Source organism: Bradyrhizobium sp. 138, assembly GCF_023074075.1.
Lineage (GTDB): Bacteria > Pseudomonadota > Alphaproteobacteria > Rhizobiales > Xanthobacteraceae > Bradyrhizobium.
Genome location: NZ_JADPKT010000033.1, coordinates 247,721 through 269,376 on the forward strand (window position 1 = coordinate 247,721; position 21,656 = coordinate 269,376).

18 protein-coding genes are annotated in these 21,656 nt (G+C 58.4%); 8 read left to right on the forward strand and 10 right to left on the reverse strand.

What is annotated here, in order from left to right:
• Positions 1-53 precede the first annotated feature (53 nt).
• Positions 54-530, forward strand: a complete 477-nt coding sequence (locus IVA79_RS16470) for an Lrp/AsnC family transcriptional regulator (protein WP_247554745.1) — start codon at positions 54-56, stop codon at positions 528-530.
• Between the two features lie 188 nt (positions 531-718).
• Here the strand turns inward: IVA79_RS16470 and IVA79_RS16475 are convergent, their stop codons facing one another.
• Positions 719-2,095: an aspartate aminotransferase family protein gene (locus IVA79_RS16475; protein ID WP_247554432.1), complete on the reverse strand. Its 1,377-nt coding sequence runs from the start codon at positions 2,093-2,095 to the stop codon at positions 719-721.
• Between the two features lie 355 nt (positions 2,096-2,450).
• On the opposite strand from IVA79_RS16475, the gene IVA79_RS16480 reads away from it, so the two are divergent.
• Complete coding sequence (locus IVA79_RS16480) at positions 2,451-3,140, forward strand: haloacid dehalogenase type II (RefSeq protein WP_247554434.1); 690 nt, start codon at positions 2,451-2,453, stop codon at positions 3,138-3,140.
• A gap of 202 nt (positions 3,141-3,342) precedes the next feature.
• Here the strand turns inward: IVA79_RS16480 and IVA79_RS16485 are convergent, their stop codons facing one another.
• The 6 genes from IVA79_RS16485 to argE all read right to left on the reverse strand — a co-directional run bounded on the left by IVA79_RS16485 (position 3,343) and on the right by argE (position 10,156).
• On the reverse strand, positions 3,343-4,698 hold the full coding sequence (locus IVA79_RS16485; protein ID WP_247554748.1) for an aspartate aminotransferase family protein: 1,356 nt from the start codon (positions 4,696-4,698) through the stop codon (positions 3,343-3,345).
• Between the two features lie 96 nt (positions 4,699-4,794).
• A complete protein-coding gene (locus IVA79_RS16490; RefSeq protein WP_247554753.1) occupies positions 4,795-5,808 on the reverse strand; it encodes a phosphotransferase in 1,014 nt (337 codons plus the stop codon).
• Positions 5,809-6,050: 242 nt separating this feature from the next.
• Complete coding sequence (locus IVA79_RS16495) at positions 6,051-7,508, reverse strand: NAD-dependent succinate-semialdehyde dehydrogenase (RefSeq protein ID WP_247554436.1); 1,458 nt, start codon at positions 7,506-7,508, stop codon at positions 6,051-6,053.
• Positions 7,509-7,719: 211 nt separating this feature from the next.
• The gene (locus tag IVA79_RS16500; protein ID WP_247554438.1) at positions 7,720-8,076 is read right to left on the reverse strand and encodes a cupin domain-containing protein; all 357 of its coding nucleotides are present in this window, start codon (positions 8,074-8,076) and stop codon (positions 7,720-7,722) included.
• 13 nt (positions 8,077-8,089) lie between these two features.
• Entirely contained in the window at positions 8,090-9,013 is a 924-nt protein-coding gene (locus tag IVA79_RS16505) for a glyoxylate/hydroxypyruvate reductase A (RefSeq protein WP_247554440.1), read from the reverse strand.
• Positions 9,014-9,031: 18 nt separating this feature from the next.
• Positions 9,032-10,156 carry an acetylornithine deacetylase gene (gene argE, locus IVA79_RS16510; RefSeq protein ID WP_247554442.1) on the reverse strand — a complete coding sequence of 375 codons (1,125 nt, stop codon included), beginning with the start codon at positions 10,154-10,156 and terminating at the stop codon, positions 9,032-9,034.
• A 246-nt stretch (positions 10,157-10,402) separates the two neighbouring features.
• Here argE and IVA79_RS16515 point away from each other — a divergent pair, with 246 nt between their 5' ends.
• Positions 10,403-11,281 (forward strand): GNAT family N-acetyltransferase, encoded by an 879-nt coding sequence (locus tag IVA79_RS16515; protein WP_247554444.1) that lies wholly within the window; start codon positions 10,403-10,405, stop codon positions 11,279-11,281.
• A gap of 256 nt (positions 11,282-11,537) precedes the next feature.
• On the opposite strand, the gene IVA79_RS16520 is transcribed toward IVA79_RS16515, so the two are convergent.
• Positions 11,538-15,095, reverse strand: coding sequence for a LuxR C-terminal-related transcriptional regulator (locus IVA79_RS16520; RefSeq protein ID WP_346658179.1), 3,558 nt, complete (start codon positions 15,093-15,095; stop codon positions 11,538-11,540).
• Positions 15,096-15,210: 115 nt separating this feature from the next.
• Here IVA79_RS16520 and IVA79_RS16525 point away from each other — a divergent pair, with 115 nt between their 5' ends.
• The 3 genes from IVA79_RS16525 to IVA79_RS16535 all read left to right on the forward strand — a co-directional run bounded on the left by IVA79_RS16525 (position 15,211) and on the right by IVA79_RS16535 (position 18,227).
• Positions 15,211-15,549, forward strand: coding sequence for a nuclear transport factor 2 family protein (locus IVA79_RS16525; RefSeq protein ID WP_247554448.1), 339 nt, complete (start codon positions 15,211-15,213; stop codon positions 15,547-15,549).
• A 357-nt stretch (positions 15,550-15,906) separates the two neighbouring features.
• Positions 15,907-16,698 (forward strand): Crp/Fnr family transcriptional regulator, encoded by a 792-nt coding sequence (locus tag IVA79_RS16530; RefSeq protein WP_247554450.1) that lies wholly within the window; start codon positions 15,907-15,909, stop codon positions 16,696-16,698.
• Positions 16,699-17,975: 1,277 nt separating this feature from the next.
• Complete coding sequence (locus IVA79_RS16535; RefSeq protein ID WP_247554453.1) at positions 17,976-18,227, forward strand: hypothetical protein; 252 nt, start codon at positions 17,976-17,978, stop codon at positions 18,225-18,227.
• 31 nt (positions 18,228-18,258) lie between these two features.
• Here IVA79_RS16535 and IVA79_RS16540 read toward each other — a convergent pair whose 3' ends face one another.
• Entirely contained in the window at positions 18,259-18,948 is a 690-nt protein-coding gene (locus tag IVA79_RS16540; RefSeq protein WP_247554455.1) for a response regulator transcription factor, read from the reverse strand.
• Positions 18,949-19,903: 955 nt separating this feature from the next.
• On the opposite strand from IVA79_RS16540, the gene IVA79_RS16545 reads away from it, so the two are divergent.
• Positions 19,904-20,248: an H-NS histone family protein gene (locus IVA79_RS16545; protein ID WP_247554458.1), complete on the forward strand. Its 345-nt coding sequence runs from the start codon at positions 19,904-19,906 to the stop codon at positions 20,246-20,248.
• 39 nt (positions 20,249-20,287) lie between these two features.
• On the opposite strand, the gene IVA79_RS16550 is transcribed toward IVA79_RS16545, so the two are convergent.
• Positions 20,288-20,509 carry a hypothetical protein gene (locus tag IVA79_RS16550; RefSeq protein ID WP_247554459.1) on the reverse strand — a complete coding sequence of 74 codons (222 nt, stop codon included), beginning with the start codon at positions 20,507-20,509 and terminating at the stop codon, positions 20,288-20,290.
• A gap of 282 nt (positions 20,510-20,791) precedes the next feature.
• On the opposite strand from IVA79_RS16550, the gene IVA79_RS16555 reads away from it, so the two are divergent.
• Positions 20,792-21,631: a 2OG-Fe(II) oxygenase gene (locus IVA79_RS16555; RefSeq protein WP_247554461.1), complete on the forward strand. Its 840-nt coding sequence runs from the start codon at positions 20,792-20,794 to the stop codon at positions 21,629-21,631.
• Positions 21,632-21,656 lie beyond the last annotated feature (25 nt).

Genomic DNA, 21,656 nt, shown 5'->3' on the forward strand with positions numbered 1-21,656 from the left:
GCTGAAGCCTCGAGGCCTTGATGCCGCTGTCGCCCCCATCTCATGGCGTTGCTATGAAGCTCGATAAGATCGACCTCAGGATTTTATGCGAACTGCAGAAGAACGGGCGAATTTCCAACGTCGAGCTCGCAGAGCTGATTAATCTCTCCCCGAGCCCCTGCCTGATGCGCGTCAAGAGGCTCCAGACCGAGGGCTTCATCACCGGCTATTCCGCCCGGATCGACGTTTCCAAGCTCGGACAAACTCTAACGGTCTTCGCTGAGATCACGCTGAAAAATCATCGACAGATCGATTTCGCCCGCTTTCTCACCACCGTTGAAAAGATCGATTCCGTTGTCGAATGCCATCTTGTTTCAGGTGGATATGATTACCTCGTGAAGTTCATCACGGCAGGAATCAGCGAATACCAGGCGCTGATGGAACGTCTCGTCGAAATGGATATCGGCATCGACAAATACTTCAGTTTTGTCGTGCTTAAGTCTCCCATCGTGAAATCCCATCTGCCGCTCGAAAGCATATTCAGTAGCTGAGGAGCAATCCTCGGCCCTTGGCGACAGGGTTTGAGCAGATGGCAGCACCAACTCTGCTACTGCCAAGGCTTTTTCCCGCCGCCGATCAGATCGAAGGAGCACGTTGCGATGGTTGGGATGATGCGCACCCTCGCTGGACTAGCACCGGCTTGCATCTGATCTAGTCGGCACATCATCCCTTCTCGTGGCTATCCCTTCATTACCGCGCGGACGTCCCTGTCTTCGAGCGTTTGGTCGAGCGTCATCCGAGTTCGTTCGATGATCCCGTCGATCTCCTCGTTCGTGCAGCAGAGGGGCGGGGCATAACCAAGCACGCCCTGCGCAAAGGCGCGGATGACGAGGCCGTTATCCCATGCGCGGTCGAAGATGCGGCGCGCCGCGTCGGCCTCCGCCGGCAAAGGCGTCTTGCGCTCCTTGTCCGTGACAAGCTCGATTGCCGCCAGCATGCCGCGACCACGGACATCGCCGACAAGCGGATGATCGGCAAGCGAGCGTAGCCCCTGCATCAGCCGGTGCCCGGCCTTCCGGCCGTTGTCCAGCAAGCCATTCTCGTAAAGATCCAGGCACGCGAGCCCGACCGCTGCGCTGACAGGATGTGCGGAATAGGTGTAACCATGGCCGACAGCCGTCTTGCCGGCTCCGTCCGCGATCGTGTTGTAAACGCGGTCGGACATGAAAACGGCGCCCATCGGCACATAGCCCGAAGTCAGTCCCTTTGCCGTGGTCATCAGATCCGGCACGACGTCGTCCTCGTCACAGGCGAAGAGCGGCCCGACACGGCCAAAGCCGGTGATGACCTCATCGGCAACGAGCAGAATATCGTATTCCCTGCAGACCGCATGCATGGCCTTCAGCCAAGACGGCGGTGGAACGAGAACGCCTCCTGACCCCTGAATCGGCTCGACATAAAAAGCGGCAACGCGATCTGCGCCCAGTTCGGCGATCTTGGCTCGCAGGGCCGCGACCGACGCGGCAATGATAGCCTGGGGATGAGGACCGACAGGATTGCGATAGGCATAGTGCGATGGGATCTTGTGCTGCCAGCTGTATGGCACCCCAAAGCCCGCATGAAAGGCGGACAGCGCGGTCAAGCCGGACCCTGCCGTGGACGATCCATGGTAGCCATACTCGACCGAAATGAACTGGTCCTTCTGCGGCGTACCCTTGGCATGATGGTAGTACCGAATGAATCGGATCGTGCTATCGACGGCGTCGGAGCCTCCCAGCGTGAAGTAGACGTGGTTCAGATCGCCAGGCGCCAGCTCAGCCAGCCTGGCGGCCAGACGGATGGCCGGATCGGAGCCTAACCCGAAATAGCCGGTCGCATAGGGCAGTTCACGCAGCTGCCTCGTGGCGGCATCCACGATACTGTCCTGACCGTAGCCGGCATTGACGCACCATAGACCAGCAAAACCGTCGAGCAATTGATGTCCCGAGATATCGGTCAGCGTCGCGCCTTTCGCTGACTTCAGCACGCGCACACCCAATGCCTCATGGCCGCGATAGGAAGAGACCGGGTGAACCAGATGCGCCCGGTCGAGTTCAACCAGCGAGTTACTCAGCATATTGTCCTCCAGATCAACCCGACACCTGAGCGGGCACAGTGCGCTTCGAACGCTGACGTTGTCGGACCCAAGGTAGGATATCGACCACAGCAGTTCGTCCCAAGCAGAAGGGAAATGAAGGGGATTTGACTTTCATTGGCGATCGATGCGGCACCTTATGCCGGCGTAGAGCGACGCACGGCGTTGTCGCTCAAACGCGAAACGCGCCTTGGCGCAACTCCCTGCCAAAGCCTCGGTCCGATACGACACAATCTGCTTCCCGCTCCAGCGAAAGCGGCGCTTTATCTTACGGGATGCTCATTATGATGCTTGTCGTACCGGCACGCATTGCCGAGAGGATTGGAGGATTCCACGTATGACGAAGTTTCGACCGAAATACATCACTTTCGATTGCTACGGCACGCTGACAAACTTCGACATGGCCGGTGCGGCAAGGAGAGTCTATGGCTCCCAGCTTTCCGCCTCGGCGATGGCAAGTTTCATCAAGGATTTTGCTGCCTATCGCCTGGACGAGGTCCTTGGCGCGTGGAAGCCGTACTTCGAGGTCGTGCACAATTCGGTGGAGCGCGCCTGCAAGCGCAACGGTGTCGTATTTCGGCCGGAGGATGCCCAGCGCATCAATGAAGAGATTCCCACATGGGGTCCACATCCCGACGTTCCGGCAGGCCTGGCCCGGGTTGCAAAGGAGATCCCGCTGGTCATCCTGTCGAACTCCATGAAGAACCTCATCATGTCGAACGTGGAGAAGCTCGGCGCTCCCTTCCACATGGTCATCACGGCCGAGGAGACCGGCGCCTATAAGCCGCAGATGAAAGGCTTCGAATATATGCTGGACAAGCTGGGCTGCGGCCCGGAGGATATCACCCACGTCTCCTCCTCCTTCCGCTACGACCTGATGACCGCCTACGACCTGGGCATCAAGGGCAAAGTCTGGGTGAACCGCGGCCACGAGCCCGCGAACCCCTATTATCAGTACACCGAGGTCGATGGCATCGGCGGACTGGCTGCAGCGGTGGGCTTGGAGCCCATCCGAAAAAGCGCCTGAATGCGCATCCTTTCTGGCGCTTCTTCGCGGGAGCCGAGACGTAGATAAACCGGCAAGAATCCAGGCATCATCTAAGAAAGGGGCGGTGCGACCGCCCCTTTTCGTATTGCAGACCTTCCTCCGATACAAAGTCACTTTGTCTTCCCGGCCGAGGCATCATCGTCACGGCAACTGCGGTGGAGCCCATCAATTCGATGCAATCCTACCGGTGCAATTGCTTGGGTACTTTGAATCCAACTGCTTTTTCTAAACCGATCTCGATCGCGCTAAGGAACTGGTCGACATGCTCAGGACCGCAAATGAGCGGTGGGCGGATCTTAAGTGTATCCTCGTTGGCTCCGGTCGTGCTGATCAAAACTCCATCATCGCGCGTGAGGTTGACCACATCCAAGGCCAACTGCCGTCGACCTTCAGGCCCGTCACCGGGCCTCCCAAGGTCGACTCCAAAAAAAAGGCCTGCGTTTCGGATGTCTCGGATGCCTTGTGACCTTGTTGCAAGCCTCTTAAGCCCCGCCTTCATGCGCTCGCTCATCAACAGCGCATGCTGAGGAATCTTATCCCGCTGCAAAACTGTCAAGACAGCGTCGGCAGTTGCAATCCCTACTGTATTTCCTGCAAATGTATTCGAATATCGAGCTGTCGCACCAAAACGGTCCATAGCTCCTTTGCGGCCGACCACGGCACCGATCGGAAACCCATTACCCATCGGCTTTCCGAGAGTTACAATATCGGGAGTGGTTCCGTGACGTTCAAAGCCCCACATGTGTGATCCGGTCCGACCAAAGCCGGGTTGGACCTCGTCGGCAATCATCAAGCCACCGCATTCTCTTACTGCCGCGATCGCACCATTGATGAAACCGGGAGGATCAGCCCAGACGCCGTCGCTCGAGAAAATGGAGTCAATTAGGAGCGCGGCAACGCCAATGCCTCGCCTATTCAAGTCTGTGATCGCCTCCCGCACCTGAAGCTCAAAAAAAGACGCGGCTTTGTCTGCAGACACTTCGGAAGGGCCTGGAAGAGATACCATTCGGACGTTCGGACTGAGCTTTACCGCATCCCCGAGATTAGGAGAAACCATCGAAGTGGCGGCGCTGGTGCCGTGATATGCGTAGGCTGAGACAATTATTCCTTCATTTCCGCTCACCAACCTTGCGATCCGAAGTGCCAAATCGTTTGATTCACTTCCCGTGCAAGTAAACACAACGCGATTCAGCTCGTCTGGAAATGTCGCGATCAGGCGTTCGGCATAGTCCACGAGTTTCGGCTCAAGATAGCGGGTATTGGCGCTGATACGGCTCGCCTGTTCAGCCATGGCTGCATTGACTTCGGGATGGCAGTGACCCAAGCACGGCACGTTGTTGTAAAAATCGAGATATGGCCGCCCGTCAGGGTCGTAAAGCCACATACCTTCGGCGCGAACAAAATGGACTGGACGACGATATTGGAGCCGATAGGAGGCACCCAATACGTTGTCACGCCGCTGTATTAGATCAGCCTCTCGCTCGGGAAGCTCCACCTCTCCTGCGTTGTACCGATTCGGCATTAGATCTGTTGACATATGTCTCCACCTCTGTTCGCGCGGGCTCACAGGTAAAAAATCCTGTTGCGGTTGCATGATGGGTCTCTGATCACTGCCCATCCGGTCCTTTTCGTCTCACCATTTCTTGTTGTTATGGGACGATACGCGTTCGACCGCCGCTTCCGCCTCCGCAAGACTTAAAGATGACAGGATCGAGAGCCCGTGCTCGGCTCGCGCGACGTTCTTCTTGATATATGCTGCCTCGGTCGGAAACAGATGGGAGCGCCAATAGTTGACCAGGATTAGTGCACTCTGTCGTGCTCGCATCAATTCAACGAGCAAGCTTATCTCTAGCGGGGACAGTGGGATGACTGCGGTATAACCTGCGATCAAATATTCAGCACCGCCCAGAGCCATGGTGGGCTCTCGGACGAAGTGGCTTGCTGCTATCGCCAAGTCCTGGATACGCGGACCCCAACAACCATCGCCGAAGTCAATGAATGCGATACGGTCGCTTGCGACAAGCATGTTGAATGGACTGGGATCGTTATGTGTCGTTTGCCACTCCACTTCTCCAAGCCGAGGTTGAACAAAGTCGGTATAAGACCTCATGGCCCGGCGCACGGAATCCGCGATGGGTCCTGAAGGCAAGTAGGCCCCCAACCCTTGAAGTCGAGGCCAGCATTTGATGTGCCATAAAATGGGGCGGTGAATGCCGGGAACCTCTATTTGGCGAAGCGCAAGATCCAATTTTCCAAGCGCGCGACCAGCCTTGTAGAGAAGGTCGGGCGAGATGGTCATCTCACTCACGGGGCTACCGTCCAATCGGCTTTGGACGTATCCGCAAATGCCGGGCTCTTCGAACATCAGAGTGCCGCTGGATGTCGCGAGAATCTGAGGCACAATGAAGTCGTGGCCTGTCCCTAGCTTCGCAATTGTGGAAGATTGAAAGCGGAAGCTCTCGAGAGCCTGAGGCTCCGATGATGTCTTGAGGATCAAGCGGTTGCCGGCAGGCAGTTCAACCTCCGCAGTGTGCTCAACCTCCGAGTTGAGGACGCTAATCGAGCCTTGTACTCCGTAGTGGCGGTGCAATACGTCGTGCAGGGAGCTTGTCTCAACCCGCTGTGGCTTTATCCTTAGACATTCCATCGCGTGGCGGAAGTACTCATCATCGGAGCTCGCCACAGACGTGGGTGCTTGGTGCAACGAAGGTATCTCACAGTTCCTCGAGAGCTCGTCATCACAGGCGGTCAATGTTCTGGCCCTCTGCAAGTCAACGCTTCCATATTCGACCGTTCTCACGCCATTCTCGAAGCAACGCGCGCAAGTTCGGGCTCAGTCCAGGACCGAAAAGCAATTCGGCCCCTCGCGGGAAACTCGAAAACGGTCTCCTATTCCAGCCCACCGACATGGAGCGTCTTGATCTCGAGATATTCCTCTATCCCGAGCTGAGATCCTTCACGTCCCAGTCCCGACTGCTTTACACCGCCGAAAGGCGCAACCTCGGTTGAGATCAGGCCGGTGTTCAGGCCCACCATGCCGAACTCCAACGCCTCGGCGACGCGCCATGAGCGCTTGAGGTTTTCCGTGTAGAAATAGGCAGCAAGACCGAATGGTGTGCCGTTTGCGATCGCAATCGCTTCGTCCTCGGTCGTGAAGCGGAATAGAGGTGCGACTGGCCCAAAGGTCTCTTCCGAGGCCAAAAGCATCTCGGTCGTAGCGCCACCCAGCACGACAGGGCGGGCATATTGCCGACCTTCCGGCTTCGTTTCACTCTGCGAGATGATCTTTGCGCCCTTCTCCAGGGCGTCTGCGATGTGCCGCTTGATTTTCTCGATCGCTGCACCGTTGATCATCGGCCCGATTGCAACCCCCTCTTCCGTTCCGGCGCCGACCTTCATTTTCACGACGCGGCTGGCGAGTTTCTCGGCAAAGACATCGTAAATGCCTGATTGTACGAGAATGCGGTTGCAGCAGACACAGGTCTGCCCGCCGTTGCGGAACTTCGACGCAATCGCCCCCTCAACCGCCAGGTCGACATCGGCATCGTCAAAGACGATGAAGGGTGCATTACCGCCGAGCTCGAGGCTGAGCCTCTTGATGTTGTCGGCGGCGCCTTTCATCAGCAAAGCGCCGACGCGAGTCGATCCGGTAAAGGAGATCTTGCGGACGGTTTCATTGGCCATCAGCTCCTCGCCGATTTCCGCCGGCATGCCCGTCACGATATTGATGACGCCTGCCGGAATCCCTGCCCGCTCCGCCAGCACGCCGATTGCGAGTGCCGAGAACGGCGTAAATTCGGATGGCTTGATGACCACGGTGCAGCCCGCGGCAAGCGCAGGTGCCACCTTGCGCGTAATCATCGCGTTGGGGAAATTCCACGGCGTGATAATCCCGCAGACGCCGACCGGCTCTTTCAGGACCAGAATGCGGCGATCGACAGTCGGTGAAGGGATGGTCGATCCATTGATCCGCCGCGCCTCTTCCGCAAACCATTTGACGAAGGAGGCCCCATAGCGGATTTCTCCAAGCGATTCAGCAAGCGGCTTGCCCTGCTCCAGCGTCAGCAGGAGTGCCAAATCCTGCTCATGACGCCGCATGAGCTCATACCAACGCTCCAATAGCGCGGCGCGCTCTGCATGAGCCTTTGTCTTCCAACGCTTGAACGCATCGGCGGCAGCGTTGATGGCTGCCCTGGTCTCGTCACGCCCCATGTCGGGGATCGTGCCAAGAATGTCTTGGCTGGCAGGATCGATGACATCGACGGTCGCTTTCGCGTTCGCATCGCGCCAGTTGCCGCCGATCAGCGCCTGCTGGCGAAATAGATCCCTATCCTTCAATGCAATCATCTACGTGTTCCTTGCCTTCGAGTCCGACCCCGCCATCATTGCCCGGAATTGCGATTGGCGAGACAAAGCCATCTCATCCGAGCAATACAGGACCGCACGCCGCATTTTTCATCGAGAATGAGGTGCCTGACCGCGTTGAATCCGGTCAGACGCGACCTGGAAAGTCGATTGTTCTGACCGGCCGGGTATTTGCGCCGCTTCAGCATGGTGCTCAGTCATAGTGGCAGACGTAGATCTTTCGCACGGTCTCGATCGTGCGCCAGACGCCGACAAAGCCCGGTTTCATCACGAAGCTGTCGCCGGCGCGGTATTTCTTCGTCTCACCGCCCTTTTCCTCAATTTCGATAAGACCCGAAATGATGTGGCAGAACTCGAAGGTGGTGCCCTTGATGGAATGGGTCTCGCCGGGCGTTGCTTCCCAGACGCCGGTCAGCACCTTCTCGCCTTTCGAGGCGTCCTGCGCCCAGGTCTTGAAGGATGGATTGCCCGCAATGAGCCGTTCCGGAGCAGGCAGGGCATTCTTCGGTGCGAAGTCCGGATTGGTGTCGATGGTGATCAGAAGTGACATGGCATCTTTCCCGTTAGTAGCCGAGTGTTCGATCGACCAGGCCGATCGGATTTCGCCCAGCGCGGTGGCGCCGGATGTTATCAATGACGGATTGTGCTGCCGTATGCGGTTGCGTCACGGAGGCGATGTGCGGCGTTATGATCACCTTCGGATGGGACCAGAGCGCATGACTTTCCGGCAGCGGCTCAGGATCCGTGACGTCGAGCATAGCTGCTGCGAGGCGACCGCTGTCGAGCGCCTCGATGAGTGCGCCTTGGTCAAGCTGCGGGCCACGGCCAACATGCAGCAGCCTCGCTCCCATCGGCAAAGACGAGAAAAGCCTTGCGTTCAGGATGCCGCTTGTTTGCTCCGTCAGGGGGAGAAGACAGACGAGAATGTCCGTCCCCGTCAGGAAACTGCCGAGCTGATCCTCACCATGAAAGCAGGTGACGCCCTCGACCACCTTTTTGCTGCGGCTCCATGCGGCAAGGGGAAATCGAAACGGCTTCAAGCGATCGATTGCAGCTTGGGCCAGCATCCCAAGGCCCAGGAAGCCCACACGCCGATCTGTTGCCTGCGACGCGGCAAGAGCTTGCCACACGCCCCTTCTCTGCTGCTCCCGATATGCGAGCATCTCGCGATGGAGCGTCAGCACGCCAAGGACGACGTATTCCTGCATCATGCGTATGATGCCATCCTCGACCATGCGCACGAGCTTGACGTGGCCGGGTATGATCCCCGGCTTGAACTGATCAACCCCAGCACCGAGGGAAAAGAGCAGTTCCAGATTACGAAAGCGCAAGACATCGTCCGGCACGTTCCAGGTCAACAGGTACCGTACCGTTTCCGGATCGATAGATTCGCTACAATGGTAGAATTCCAGATCGGGGAGCTCGCGCGCAAAGACCTGGCGGAAAACCGCCTCCCTGGCAGCATCGGAATTGAAAAGAAATGCCATCGATGCACCCCTCTCGTGTCACGCGGCGAGGCGCGCACCGAGATCCTCAATCATTGTTTGGCACGCAGCGAGTTCGCCGATCTCGATGTATTCATCGGCGCGGTGAGCACGGCTGATATCTCCGGGGCCGCAAATGATCGCATCGATGCCGGCTTGTTGATAAAGCCCGGCCTCCGTGCCGTAGCTCACCGCAACGAGTGGCTTCTGTCCTGTCAACTCGACCAGAACGGCTGTCAGTTCACTCCCCTTGACGGGAGCGAGGGCGGGATAGGCGCTCAACTCATGCCACGCCACTTCGAAACCGCTGCTGCGAAGCGCGAAAAGCTGGGCCTTGAGGGGCTCAAGCAGGGACGATGGGGAAACGCCTGGAACGGCGCGGATCTCAAGATCAGCAGAGCAGCGGTCGGGAATGATGTTGACGGCCTGCCCCCCGTTGATGAGGCCAACCTGCAAGGAGGAGTACGGAGGCACGAAATTGTCGTCGAACGGCCCGTCCGTCAGGCTTTGGGCGTAAGCCACAGCGTGCGTGACCACGCTGGCCATTGCATGAACCGCATTGAGACCCAAATCAGGGCGCGACGAATGGCCGGACCGCCCGATCACCTCCAGCCGCACAGCCGCCTTTCCCTTGTGTGCCTGCACCGGCTGCATCCGGCTCGGTTCGCCGATAACCGCACCGAGCGGCCTTTCACATAGGTTTGGCAACGCGGCGATCAAATGATGGACACCGCGGCAACCCGCTTCCTCGTCGTAGGAGAATGCAAGATGTATCGGCTGCCGCAGATTCATCGCCGCAAGCTGCGGAAGGGCGGCCAACGCGCTGGCAAGAAAGCCCTTCATATCACTGGCGCCGCGACCAAAAAGCCTTTCACCATCTCGACGCAGAACAAAGGGGGCTCCGCTCCATTCCGGCTCGCTTGCCGGGACAACATCCAGATGTCCGGAAAGAATGTACCCCCGGGCCTCGCGCGGCCCAATTGTAACAAACAGGTTGAACCGATCGCCTTCAGGACCAGGAATGATTGCCACCTCGGCCCCTGCGGCCTGGCAATACCCTCGTACCCAATTGACAATTGCCTCGTTTGGCGTGCCGACGACGCTGGGGAATGCGATTAGCCTCGCAAGAATTTCTTCAACATTCATGACGGCCCACCCTACCTGCGCAATTCGCCGGATATCGACAGGGTAACCGCAAGCAGGAGCTTTCCCTGCCGAATTGCGTTGCGCTATAGGTTGAAGATTGCAAATACCCGCCCCCAAACAGGCGAAACCTGCTGGGTTTCCGTGCGATACTGCGGCAAAGCACGTCTGCGGCCGTATTGGCAGCAGGATCAAAAGGCACGTAATGCCAGAGACCTTGGCATTCCGCAAAGAAACGGATGAGCTGAAATGGGACGGTCGGTACGCCTGAAGTCCTTCGAATTGATCGCGCGCGACATTCGCGAAGTTGACGTGAAGCTGCTCCACGCTCTCTCGATCGCGGTTGGCTGGCCGCATCGGCCCAAGGACTGGGATTTCCTGCGCCGCGCCGGTCAGGGCATCGTCGCTGTTGACGGAATCGGGCGCGTGTTCGGCAGCGCGATGTGGTTTCCGCACGGGCGCGAATTTGCCACCGTGGGCTTGGTGATCACATCGCCCCGCACCCAGACACAGGGCACTGGCCGCTGGCTCATGGAACAGGTTTTTGAGCGGTGTGGGGACCGGAATTTGACCCTGAACTCGACCGATGCGGCCTACCATCTCTATCTCTCACTGGGCTTCAGGAAGGAAGCGGTCGTTTATCTGTGGCAGGGAGAGGTCGTATCGCCCCTTCCAGCGGTACCCCTTCTGGATGGTGAATTGAGGTCGCTGTCAGCCGGAGATTTGGAGGAGATCGCAGCGCTTGATGAGCGCGCGTTCGGAACAAGCCGCCAGAAGTTGCTTGCACTGCTTTCGGAGGGCGCGTCAATTTGCACCCTAAGCCGTGGCGGCAAAATCGTCGGCTACTCCATGAATCGCGAGTTCGGGCGCGGTCATGTGATCGGTCCCATCGTCGCGAGCAATGATTGCGACGCGATCCATCTCACTGCCGTGCATCTTAAGGATCTCACCGGCCGGTTCGCTCGTGTCGATACGCGGGAGCAGACGGGGCTATTTGCTGACTTTCTTCAGCAGAGTCGCCTCGGGTTAAGCGAGACCGTCACAACCATGTCCAAGGGGAAGCGATTCCTGAACAGAAAGGACAACGAGCCGTGGGTGTACGGATTGGCCGGCCACGCGCTGAGCTGAGGCCGTACAACAGGAGCCCAACTGGCGCAACGAAATCCACCGGCAGGCCAGCAAGTTGGCGACGCGTGGATTGCGCAGAACCAGCCCGTTGGATTCGTGGAATGTCGCGTCCTCCTCGACCGACGAGAGAAGCGGCGCTTGGATCGGCGTCGTCGGCAGGACGAAAACCTCGTTGTTGCCAAATGACCGTTCAAAGGACTGGATGGATGCCATAGCTGATCTACAGGCCGAACCCCTGGCTGCCCTCGCAAACGCTTCAAATCAGCACGTCATGGGGCGCGGGTACAATAGCGTGATGCGGAACGTTATGAACGGGGGCGATCGCGTGTTCGTCCAGTGCATTAGGGATCAATTTGCCGATGATGTGGAGAGCCTCTTCCTGACCGAGCGAAACGTGCAGACCGAGCGGGTCATTAGGCTCAACTGCCGCGCCGAATGTGGGAGGAGTCGCATAGCCATCGAAGCGAAACGCCAGTTCCGCGCGGCCAGTCTCGAAGGCAATTTTAGCCGGCTGTGCGGTTTCTGACGCCGTTGCAGCAGATTGCGCAGCCGGCGATCCGTTTCCGAAGTTACTGCCCTTTGCGACGCCAGGTTCGACCGGCTCAGCTGCCTCCGGCGCATCTTCAGACCAGTGTGAATCGTGCCCGGAATTGCCGTGCTCCACGACGGTCGATTCTTGCGCGGTTAACGCTGCCGCACCATCCAAAATCCGAGCGTGATGCTCGACGCCATTGCGCGGTTCGAAGCCAGCTCCAGTCAACTCTGTTGCTGCCGCCTTTGGGCCCCCTGGCTCTGAAACGTCCCGTGAGTCACCGCGGCCTACGCTACCGGCCGTTGCGATGCTGGGGTCGCCGATCTCAGCCGCTTCAGGCGCGTTTGCGGAGGTCGGGTGCCCCGAATTGCCCTGTTCCGCGCCATCTGCTTCTACCGTCTTCGCTGTCCCTCGCGAAGCGCCCGAACTCGGGGGATGATGCTCGTTGTCATTGCCGGCGCCATCTCCCGATATGAAGCTAGGTCCAGTCGGCTCCGCTGCCGCCTTTGCAGACCTTGGCTCCGAAGCGTGCGGTGAGCTACCGCCGCTCACGCCACGGAGGCCTGGCTCGGCAGGCTCGGCCGCTTCCGGTGCGTTTGCAGCGGTTGAGTGCCCCGAATTGCCCTGTTGTATGCCCTCTGCCTCGGCCGTCTTCGCTGATCCGCGTGAAGCATCCGAAGGGGGAGGATGGTGTTCGTCGTGACTGCCGACCCCATTTCCCGGTATGAAGCCGGCTTCAGCCAACTCCGCTGCCGCCTTCGCAGACCCTGCCTCCGAAGCGTTCTGTGAGTTACCGCCGCCCGCGACACTGGCCTTTGCGACGCCTGGTTCACCAGGCTTGGCTCCTTCCGGCGCGTTTGCAGAGGTTGAGTGCCCCGAATTGCCGTGTTCTACGCCCTCTGCCTCGGCCATCTTCGCTGATCCGCGCGAAGCATCCGAAGCGGGGGGATGATGCTCATTGTCATTGCCGACACCATTTCCCGGTATGAAGCCGGCTTCAGCCAACTCCGCTGCCGCCTTTGCAGACCCTGGCTCCGAAGCGTTCTGTGAGTTACCGCCTGCTGCGAGGCTAGAGCCAGAACCCTCATTGATCGGCTCATTCTTCGATGTGAGATTTTCAACTGCGGTGACCGTCGCGCTATGAGCAAGCACTATCGGTGACACATGAGCCGATCCACCGGATCCATCATCGCTCTCATCCGCTGTACCTGCCGAATGGCTGATGAAGGTTCTGAACCTCGTCGCCCCCACTGAGCCGGTCCGGGCCTGCCCGAATTCGAACGTCAAGCCGTCGTCGGCCAGAATGTTCCAAACTTCAGCGAGTGCGCTCTCGCTCGTCCCGATAACTGTACGGGTAATGTCCGCATTCAGAACAGCTTCGGTTGCGGTCGCCGATGTCAGCGCTCCTTCGAGCTGCTCCAAGGTGATCGCGATGGCCACGCCTTCCGGCTGGCCGACAAAGTCCGACTCCGCAAGAGAGACAATCCCCTGCAGATGGATCTCCAGCAGACCCCGGTCCCCGACATCAAGAATCCGATCGGTCGGATTCACGTAGACGATCGTTTCGTTGGTTGCGGGATTATAGATCCAGGCGAGGGTATGCGGCGGTATAGACTTGCTCGCTGCTGTCATATGGAGCCAGGCAAGCGCTCCGAAAGCCGCAAGATTGATCCTGCTCGATCCCGATGCGAACTCGAAGCCAGAGTGGGAGGACTTGGAATTGGAATCGGTCGCGGAGCGATAAACAACATTTTCGCCAACGTTGCCGCGCATCAGCTGATCGCGGCCTTCTCCGCCGACACGGGCATCGTGACCAGAGTCCCAGCCATGAAGTTCTTGCCGGCTGTCATCCGCGGCGCCATGACTGATTTGGCTCGAAGCGCCTTCTCCAGCGACGCGTTCGCTTCCCGTAATCACAAGCGCGTCGGGCACGCGCAAATCGTGCGGAGCGAAAGCCGGGAGCGAGCCGTCTCTATGATTGGTATCTGCATCGGTGATCGCTGCCAGCTTTGTGGCCGCATTCTCGGCGGTGACTACCACGAAGCTGTCGATCGGCGCTTTGCCCGGGTCATGCGACTGCACGGCCAGATGCGGGTCATTCAGCGTGTAGATCAACGCACCGGTCAGAGTCGCGAAAGTGCCATACCCTGCGTGAATCAACGTTGGATTGGAAGTAAACCGAGGGAGCAGATGCTCCGGGAGCAGGTCGCCTCCAATCCGTCTGTCATTCATTCCAAGCAAGAAAGGCGTGGCGAGATTAGGTGAGCTCGATCCAACAGAACCGCAATCCTTCCCCGGTTTCGAGCCCGCGGATTGTTCAGCCGTGCCAAGCGCTTCCGTTGCCACCGCCGGGTTCGTGACCTGGCTCACCTTGGCAAAGAAGTCTCTCTGGATGAGCCGGGACGTCTCGGCGGATTCCCAGACAATGAGTTGCCGAAGGATCGCTTTTTTCCAGGGCTCATATTCAGCGTGCTCGCCCGCGGGGCCGATGCTGTCGTCATCCAGATAGACGTCGTTCGCTTCCGCCGCCTTGAGTTCGTCTGCAATTGCGGACACCAGAAAGGCCAGCGCAAGCGTGCCGAAGCCGGACGGGCGCTGCAACAACGCGAGGGTAGCGAGCACAGTTCTGTTGGTGATCTCGAGCTTCTGAAATATGTTGTACAAATGTACTTTGACTGTCCCCGGGGATACGTTTAGCTGGCGCGCGATCTCCTTGTTCGACTTTCCCTCTGAGACTAGACGTACAATTTGACGTTCCCGGTGCGTCAATAGCTCCAGCATCGTTTCAACTTTGCCGCCGCCGTCAGCTCCCTCGCCGGTTGGCAAGAGATCGGATTGCTCGGAAGACACACTGCACGTTGTCATCAGTCGCAGTAATCGCAGCATAGCGTCGGAGGAGGCATGCTTCGAAACTACGCTGCAAGCGCCAGCAGCAATAGCTGCGGCTAGATCGTGGCCTGCTTCGGACTCGGTAAACAACACCAAGCGCGTTGAGAGATTCTCAGCTTTCGCAATCGCGAGGATCTCGGGTACCGTCAGATCCGGCAGATTGTCAGCAACAAGCGCGACGTCAGGTGTCAAATTCCGGATTGCTTCGAGGCAGCTTGTCCCATCGCTGCAAGATGCGACAACGTCGAAGTCCTGCTGCGCCCCGAGTACCGACTTCAGCCCGTGTAGAACGATCGGTTGTCGATCTACGATCAGAAGTCGGATTCGCCCCTGCTTCACAGACACGTCTAACATGGACACTGCCTCGGCCCGACCATCTATGTACTTCGGCATATGGCCGAGGCCAGGCGGGATTATTAAAATACAATTAATCGAGCGGGGGAAGAGGCTTTGCGATATTTAAATACAACCTAAAATAGCAAATTTTTACGGCATATAGGGAATAAATATGTCATTTGATCCGCTTGCTGCTGCGATTGACTGGCTCGATGCCTACCGCGCGGGTGATATCGAAGCGATCTTGGAAATGTATGCCGAAGATGCCGTGGTTCACTGCGGCTGCGGAGGCGTGAAAACCATTACCAGCCGCGAGGCACTTCGTGCCTATTGGCTCGATCACCTCCGAGAATATCCGGCAGGCAAGTTGGACGATCTTGGTCCGTCGCACGACGGCACCATTATCTCATATGTCACTAGCAATGGTGTCATGAGGGCGCTTATCGCGTTTGACGCGGCCGGGAGGATTAAGGAATCAGCTACAATCCCTCACACCAAACCCACGGCGTGATCCAAGCCCGCAGTAGGTCACGTGCTGGCCTTGCAGTGCAAGAGTGTCACGTCTGCTACGCGTCACAACCGCCTTTAGATCCCGCCCACACGAAGGTGCGATCTAACCTGCAAGACGGACGTCGCGATTCAGCGCTGCTCGTCTGCTTGATGCCCGCGGTGGTACTGCCGAGCGCCAGCTGGAGCCGGAGGCATTGGATCTCCGCCGCAGCGTGCGGTTGTCGGCCTGCGCATGCTCACCATTTGGGGAACCATATGTGTGTTGGCCGGTTGGCTTGCTGTTGAGCTGGCACTCAGCAGAGCAGCTCGACAAACCGGCATGTGTTCTAGAGCCGGGGCATCCGTCGGGGCCGATCCCATGATGGACCACACAACCAGAGTAGGCAATCGGTTGTTAGCAGCGTTGCCGCCAGCAGATTTTGCTTTGCTTGCGCCTCATCTGCGGAAAGTCAAGATTGAACGCGATTCCGTCCTGGTCCGATCGGGCGATCGGATCGAACATCTTCTTTTTCCCTTGAGCGGCGCGATCGCCGCTATCTTGGAGCTGCCGAACGGGCAGACAGTTGCCACGGCGATAATCGGCCATGAGGGGGCTGTGGGTCTGACGTCAGCGCTTGGCGCACGCCACTCGCCTGCAACGGCGATCGTTCGCCTGTCAGGGTTCGCGCTACAGATCTCGCCGGTGCATTTTCTGGCGGCGCAACATCGCAGTCCTCCAATCACATCCATGGTGCAGGTCTCCACGAGATCGTTGTTAACGCACCTTCAGCACGTGGCGGCCTGCAATGCACTGCATTCTGTCGAAGCTCGCTTGGCGCGCTGGCTGCTTCACATTCACGATCGAGCGAATGGAGGCGATCTTCTTCCGCTGACGCAGGAAACGCTGTCGGAATTGCTGGGCGTCCGCCGCACCACAGTCACACATGTCGTGAGCACAATGCGCGCGTCAAGGGCGCTGAAATCCAATCGGCGCGGCGAGCTCGAGATTGATCGGCCGCGGCTCGAAGCGTTGGCATGCGAGTGCTACAAAGTCATGAGCCGCGAAATCGATCGGATCGTTTCTCACGGCGCGATCGGGCTAGTTAGCGGGGCGCCACCGCGAGGCGCCTCCCACTTGCCTGCCAGCCGACGAGCCGGGACAAGCTCATAAAGCCCGCTTGCTCATTCAATCGCCTCGCGGCGCTCGTTACAACAACCGGGCCTATTGGGACCAAACAGCGCAGGAGCAAGCTTTGCCTCTGCGAAGCCACAACGACCGCTCTCGGTCCGAGCCGGGCTACGGGACTTGGCCGCCTTGCGCGGCTCGCGCTGACGATTCTCCTCTCGACCTACCCGCTCTCTGAGCTCCTCAAGTTCCGCGAGTTGGGAGACGAGCGCTTCGAGACGCTCTCGAAGCAGAGCTCCGGGATCACCGGCTTGAAGGTGGCTATTCATGACGCGCCTCCTGATCGAGGTCTTAGGGAGCCCTCGCCCACTTTCGAGAGTCGGGAAAACTATGCAATTCCAAAACAAGCGCACCAACATTTGGCAAGTTGCGTGCGCAAACGAGCTGCGGCGCTGCACGGAGGCCGCTCGGCTGTTTAGATATGCTTTCGGCCAGCGTTTAGCGCACCGGAGCAAAGGCCAGCCGAATAGCGGCCCACAGGCCCACGCCCAGCTGAGAGGCTTCTACCGGCTGGAATCGGTTGCGGTGGTAATCCGAGTATTAGCTCCGGGGCAATCGGCCTTGCGCTTTTCCTCGTTCTCTTCTGCGCAATCGAGCCCACCATCTGCGCTTGGAATTCCAGAGCCGCCGGTCGCGAAGGGCCCCTTGCCGCTGCCGGCGCCAGCACCGGACCCACCACTACCGCCGGATCCGCCTCCGGATGTCGCTCGGGCACGAGAAGATCCAGCAGGGCGACCGCCAGGCGCTCCCCCACCCCCGGATGATCCGCCGCTGGAGCCCCCTGGCCCTGCCACGGACGATCGATCATTGTCGAAGAATGACTGGCCGCTGTCGCTTTGCCTTGTCCCGTGCAGGCCGCCCGAAGCTGCAATGGCTTTTGAGGTCAGGGAGGTGGACAGAAGGAGTGTCATGACGGGGGGCGTCACGGCTGCAAATCTTCCGCAGGTTTTCAAAAACGCCCGCCGATCGTCGTCTTCGTTGCCGTCTCGGGTCACGACGCTCTCCTCCATTTCAAACCCTCTATTTACATTATATATATTAAATATATTTTCAACCAAGAATTTTTCTTTGTCGCGGGAGGCTGCTTAACGTGTTGCTTAACGTGCGCGCCCCGGTCAGAACGCCGCCAATTCCCCCCATCTCCCCCGATTTTCTCGGCCGACCTTGCCGACGCGCAATTTTTGAGTTGCGCTCCTGTATTTAATTCAGTTAATTTCAGATTAACCAACCGAGCGCGGGCTCGGCGACAATGGACCATTGCAATGCCACTGCAATTCTATCGATCCGTCCGGGACCTGGAGATCTGGAGTGCGAGCAGCCACGGCTTCTCGTTCGTCATCAGTTTCGGAAGCCCGGGAGGTCCGGGCTTTCACGGGCGCTCCGGCTACCTGGCGAGCTGGCGTCCGCTCCACAACAACCAAGCCGCAATCAAGATCGGCGGCTCGCCCTTTCGAACATTGACCGAAGCCGAGGGGGCCTGCCGCGACATGATCGAGCACCTGGCACCACGATAAACCGCCGCCCCGAAGGCGCCAGACGTGCCCGTCAATTCGCGCTGGCCGGATCCTGACGCGACAGATCAAGGGAATCCAGCTCACCCGGCGCTGCATGCAGCTCGCTTCGCGAAATTGCCATTGCCGCGAGAATCGTACGATTGCTGATATCCAGCTTCTGGAAGATATGATGAAGGTGGACCTTGATCGTACCGTCGGCAAGCTTCAACCGACGCCCAATCTCCTTGTTCGATAACCCCTCCGATACGAGCCGCATGATCTGCCGCTCCCGGTCGGTTAATTGTGTCAGCGGCTTCACACCGGCGCGGGGGTCGTCGCTGACGTGCCCGCTCCTCGGCGAGACCGATGTTTGGCTCTGGGCAGCTTTCCGCAGGGTTGCGACCAGCACCTCCATATCCGAATCCTTCGACAGGACGATGCAGGCGCCGTCCGAGGCCAGCCTTTGCAACTCACTATCGCCCCTAATCCCAGTGAAGAAGATTACCGGAGCACGTGGGTCGACATCGTTTGCATGGGCGAGGATCTGCTGTCGACTGAAGTCGGGCAGTGCAGCATCGACAAGCGCGACGTCCGGCGCAAGAAATCGAATTGCCTCGATACAGCTTGCGGCATCGCTGCAAGAAGCAACGACCGCAAAATCACGCTGCGCCGCAAGAACGCTCCTAATCCCTTGCAAGACGATCGGGTGTCGATCAGCGATGACAATTCTGATACGGCGCATGCTTCCCTTGCCTGTTGCTAAACAACCCCGCTTGCAGCCGTTTAATCCGACCCTCCTTTTGAGACGCGCGAGTATAACCCAATCAGCTCCGTCCATAACGTCGCAGGATCCTAGGTCTGAGACAGCACCTGGCGGCAACGCTCGATGGCCCCGCTACCGTAACTCGCCCAGAGAATGCGTGCAGCACCGTAAGAATGCGGTGCTCAACGCAAAACTCGAAACGGCGAATTCCTCGGGAATAGGGCCATTTCATCTACAATTTTTGATAGCCTCGATCTGACCATTCACTCCAAGAATGTCGTCAGCCGACTGTCCGAGGGCCTTACTATTATGGTCAACATCCAACTCACTTGGTTAGAGCCGGATATTACGAACGATATATATGGATATTCGCGATTCAAATCTAACATTCGACAAAGCTTCACTGAAGCGAGGCCGTTCGTGAAGCCCCGCTCGGAAAGAGGAGGGTGAGAAAAGTATTACTATTCATCAATAGCAACGACAGGTAATCAAGGACAGAACAAGGCTGCGTTCTTCGCAGCCCGTACAGTACCGATGAAGTCCGAGTACCGCGCTTGAAGCTGAATTTCGTTACTTCAGCAATTTCACTGATCGGCACGGGGCGTCGTTGGCAATGAGTAGGTGGTCACATGTATTCTTCGACAGTTTTGCGTCAAACCCATAAGGCCCTCATCGTTCAATTCACCGAATTGCAGAACTTACGTAGTCGCGTGTTGAAAGCAGAGCAGCGATTGGTTGAGCCCAAGCGACGGCCCGCCGGACGGAGGGCGCTCGGGAAGCGACCGCGCGGTCGGGGACACAGTCTCAACCGCTAGCACCGAATACTGCGCTGCACACGAGCGCCGCCGCGCGCCCGGATCGCGCTTGCCCAACCCTGTATGACCTGATAATCCCCCCGCCTGTTTCGATTCGGAAGTAGCTGGGGACGGCTTCCATGGAGAAGGGTGACTGGGCCAACTTGACCACAGCCGAGCTGTGGCGGCTTTACGATGGGGTCACGACTATTCTCAGTCGAAGGATGACCGCGGAAAAGGCCAAGCTCGAAGCGCGGCTGCGCAAGATTGAGGGGACCGCCGTTTCGCCCCCGAACGGGGAACGTCAGCGCCGCCCCTACCCCCCGGTGCTGCCGAAATACCAGAATCCGAAGAACCCCTCCGAAACCTGGTCCGGTCGCGGCAAACAGCCCCGCTGGCTGAAAGCGCAGCTGCGCGCCGGCAAGAAGCTGAACGATCTCCTGATCAACCGCTCATCCGCACAAAGACGCCGCCGGACCGGCTGAGCCTCAGCGCGGCCGCGGCGGCGCATTGGACCGCAGAATTTACCGGTCGCGGTCCTGTTTTCCGTTAGGACTGCCGTCACCGCCGCCATTGCCGAAGCCATTGTTGCCACGCACAATATTGCCCCCTGAACTGGCTATCGCGGTCGAGGTCAGAGAGGTGGAGAGCAACAGCGTCACTGTCGGAGGGGTAACAGCGGCGAATTTTCCGCAGGCCTTCAAGAATTCACGACGATCATCGCCTTCCGTATCAAGTTGGGTCATCGACTCGTCCTGCTACAATCCAGCCCAATCCTGACGGTAGACCAAAATTACCGTCCCTTCAAATTAAATAAGCTAATCGCGTGAATTTTAATTTCGCGCCTGACGATCACGATTTGCATCGGCTGGAGGCCCTCTGGAGACAGATTGAAATATCTGTGCATCGTTCAAGCGCAAGCTCGTCGCTTTATTTTGACATTTAATTCACACCCGATAATGATATTATTTAATTTGCTGACGGACTTGGGGGCCTAGCTCCAAACACTGCAGCCGGAGTCTGCGGAATTGTATGTTGATTTCCAGCTTCACTCGTTGAGCGGCCTCTTTGCTCGAGCCAGCTCCCTGCGCGCCGAATACGCAGCCGCAAAGCCTTGGCCGCACATTGTCGTCAATGACGCCTTTCCCGAGAAACTATTGGACATGGTCGCGGCCGAATGCGCCGCCGTCCAAGAAGCCCGTCTGATTACCACGACCACCGATCGCCTGGTGAAGCAGGAGGTATCGGATGGATTGGGGCCGGCCACCCAACATCTGCTGAGCCTGGTGGATAGCGCCCACTTCCGAGAATTCATTTCGGAAGTCACTGGCGTGCGCGATCTTCATTCCGATCCAACGCACAAATTTGCGGGAGTTCATCGAACGCCCCCAGGAGGCTTTACGAAGATTCACCGCGATTTCGAGGTTCACCCGACGACCGGGCTGTTCCACCGGGTCAATCTACTCATCTATCTCAATCGGGATTGGCCCGAAGCTTACGGCGGCAACCTCGAATTGTGGCCTGCGGACATGTCAGCGCTCGGATGCCGCATCTTCCCGCGGTTCAACACCATGGTCCTCTGGGAGACGCACGGTGCCACTCTCCACGGCCTTCCGGATCCGGTCTCTTGCCCGCCTGGTCGAATGCGCCTTTCCGTCGCATCCTATTACTACACGACGACGCGCCGCATCGCCGCATCGGGTGAACGCCGCGTGCGGTATTGGGCGGCGCGACCCGGCGAGGATCAATGGCTCGAGCGAATGAGCTGGCAGGATCATTTGCGCGCGCTCATACCCGACCCGCTCTACAACGTGCTCCGAGCGGCGCGCGATTGGGTATCCAGAGCGCACCGGTCGAGAACACGATGAAGCCGGCGTTCTTCCAGCGGCAACA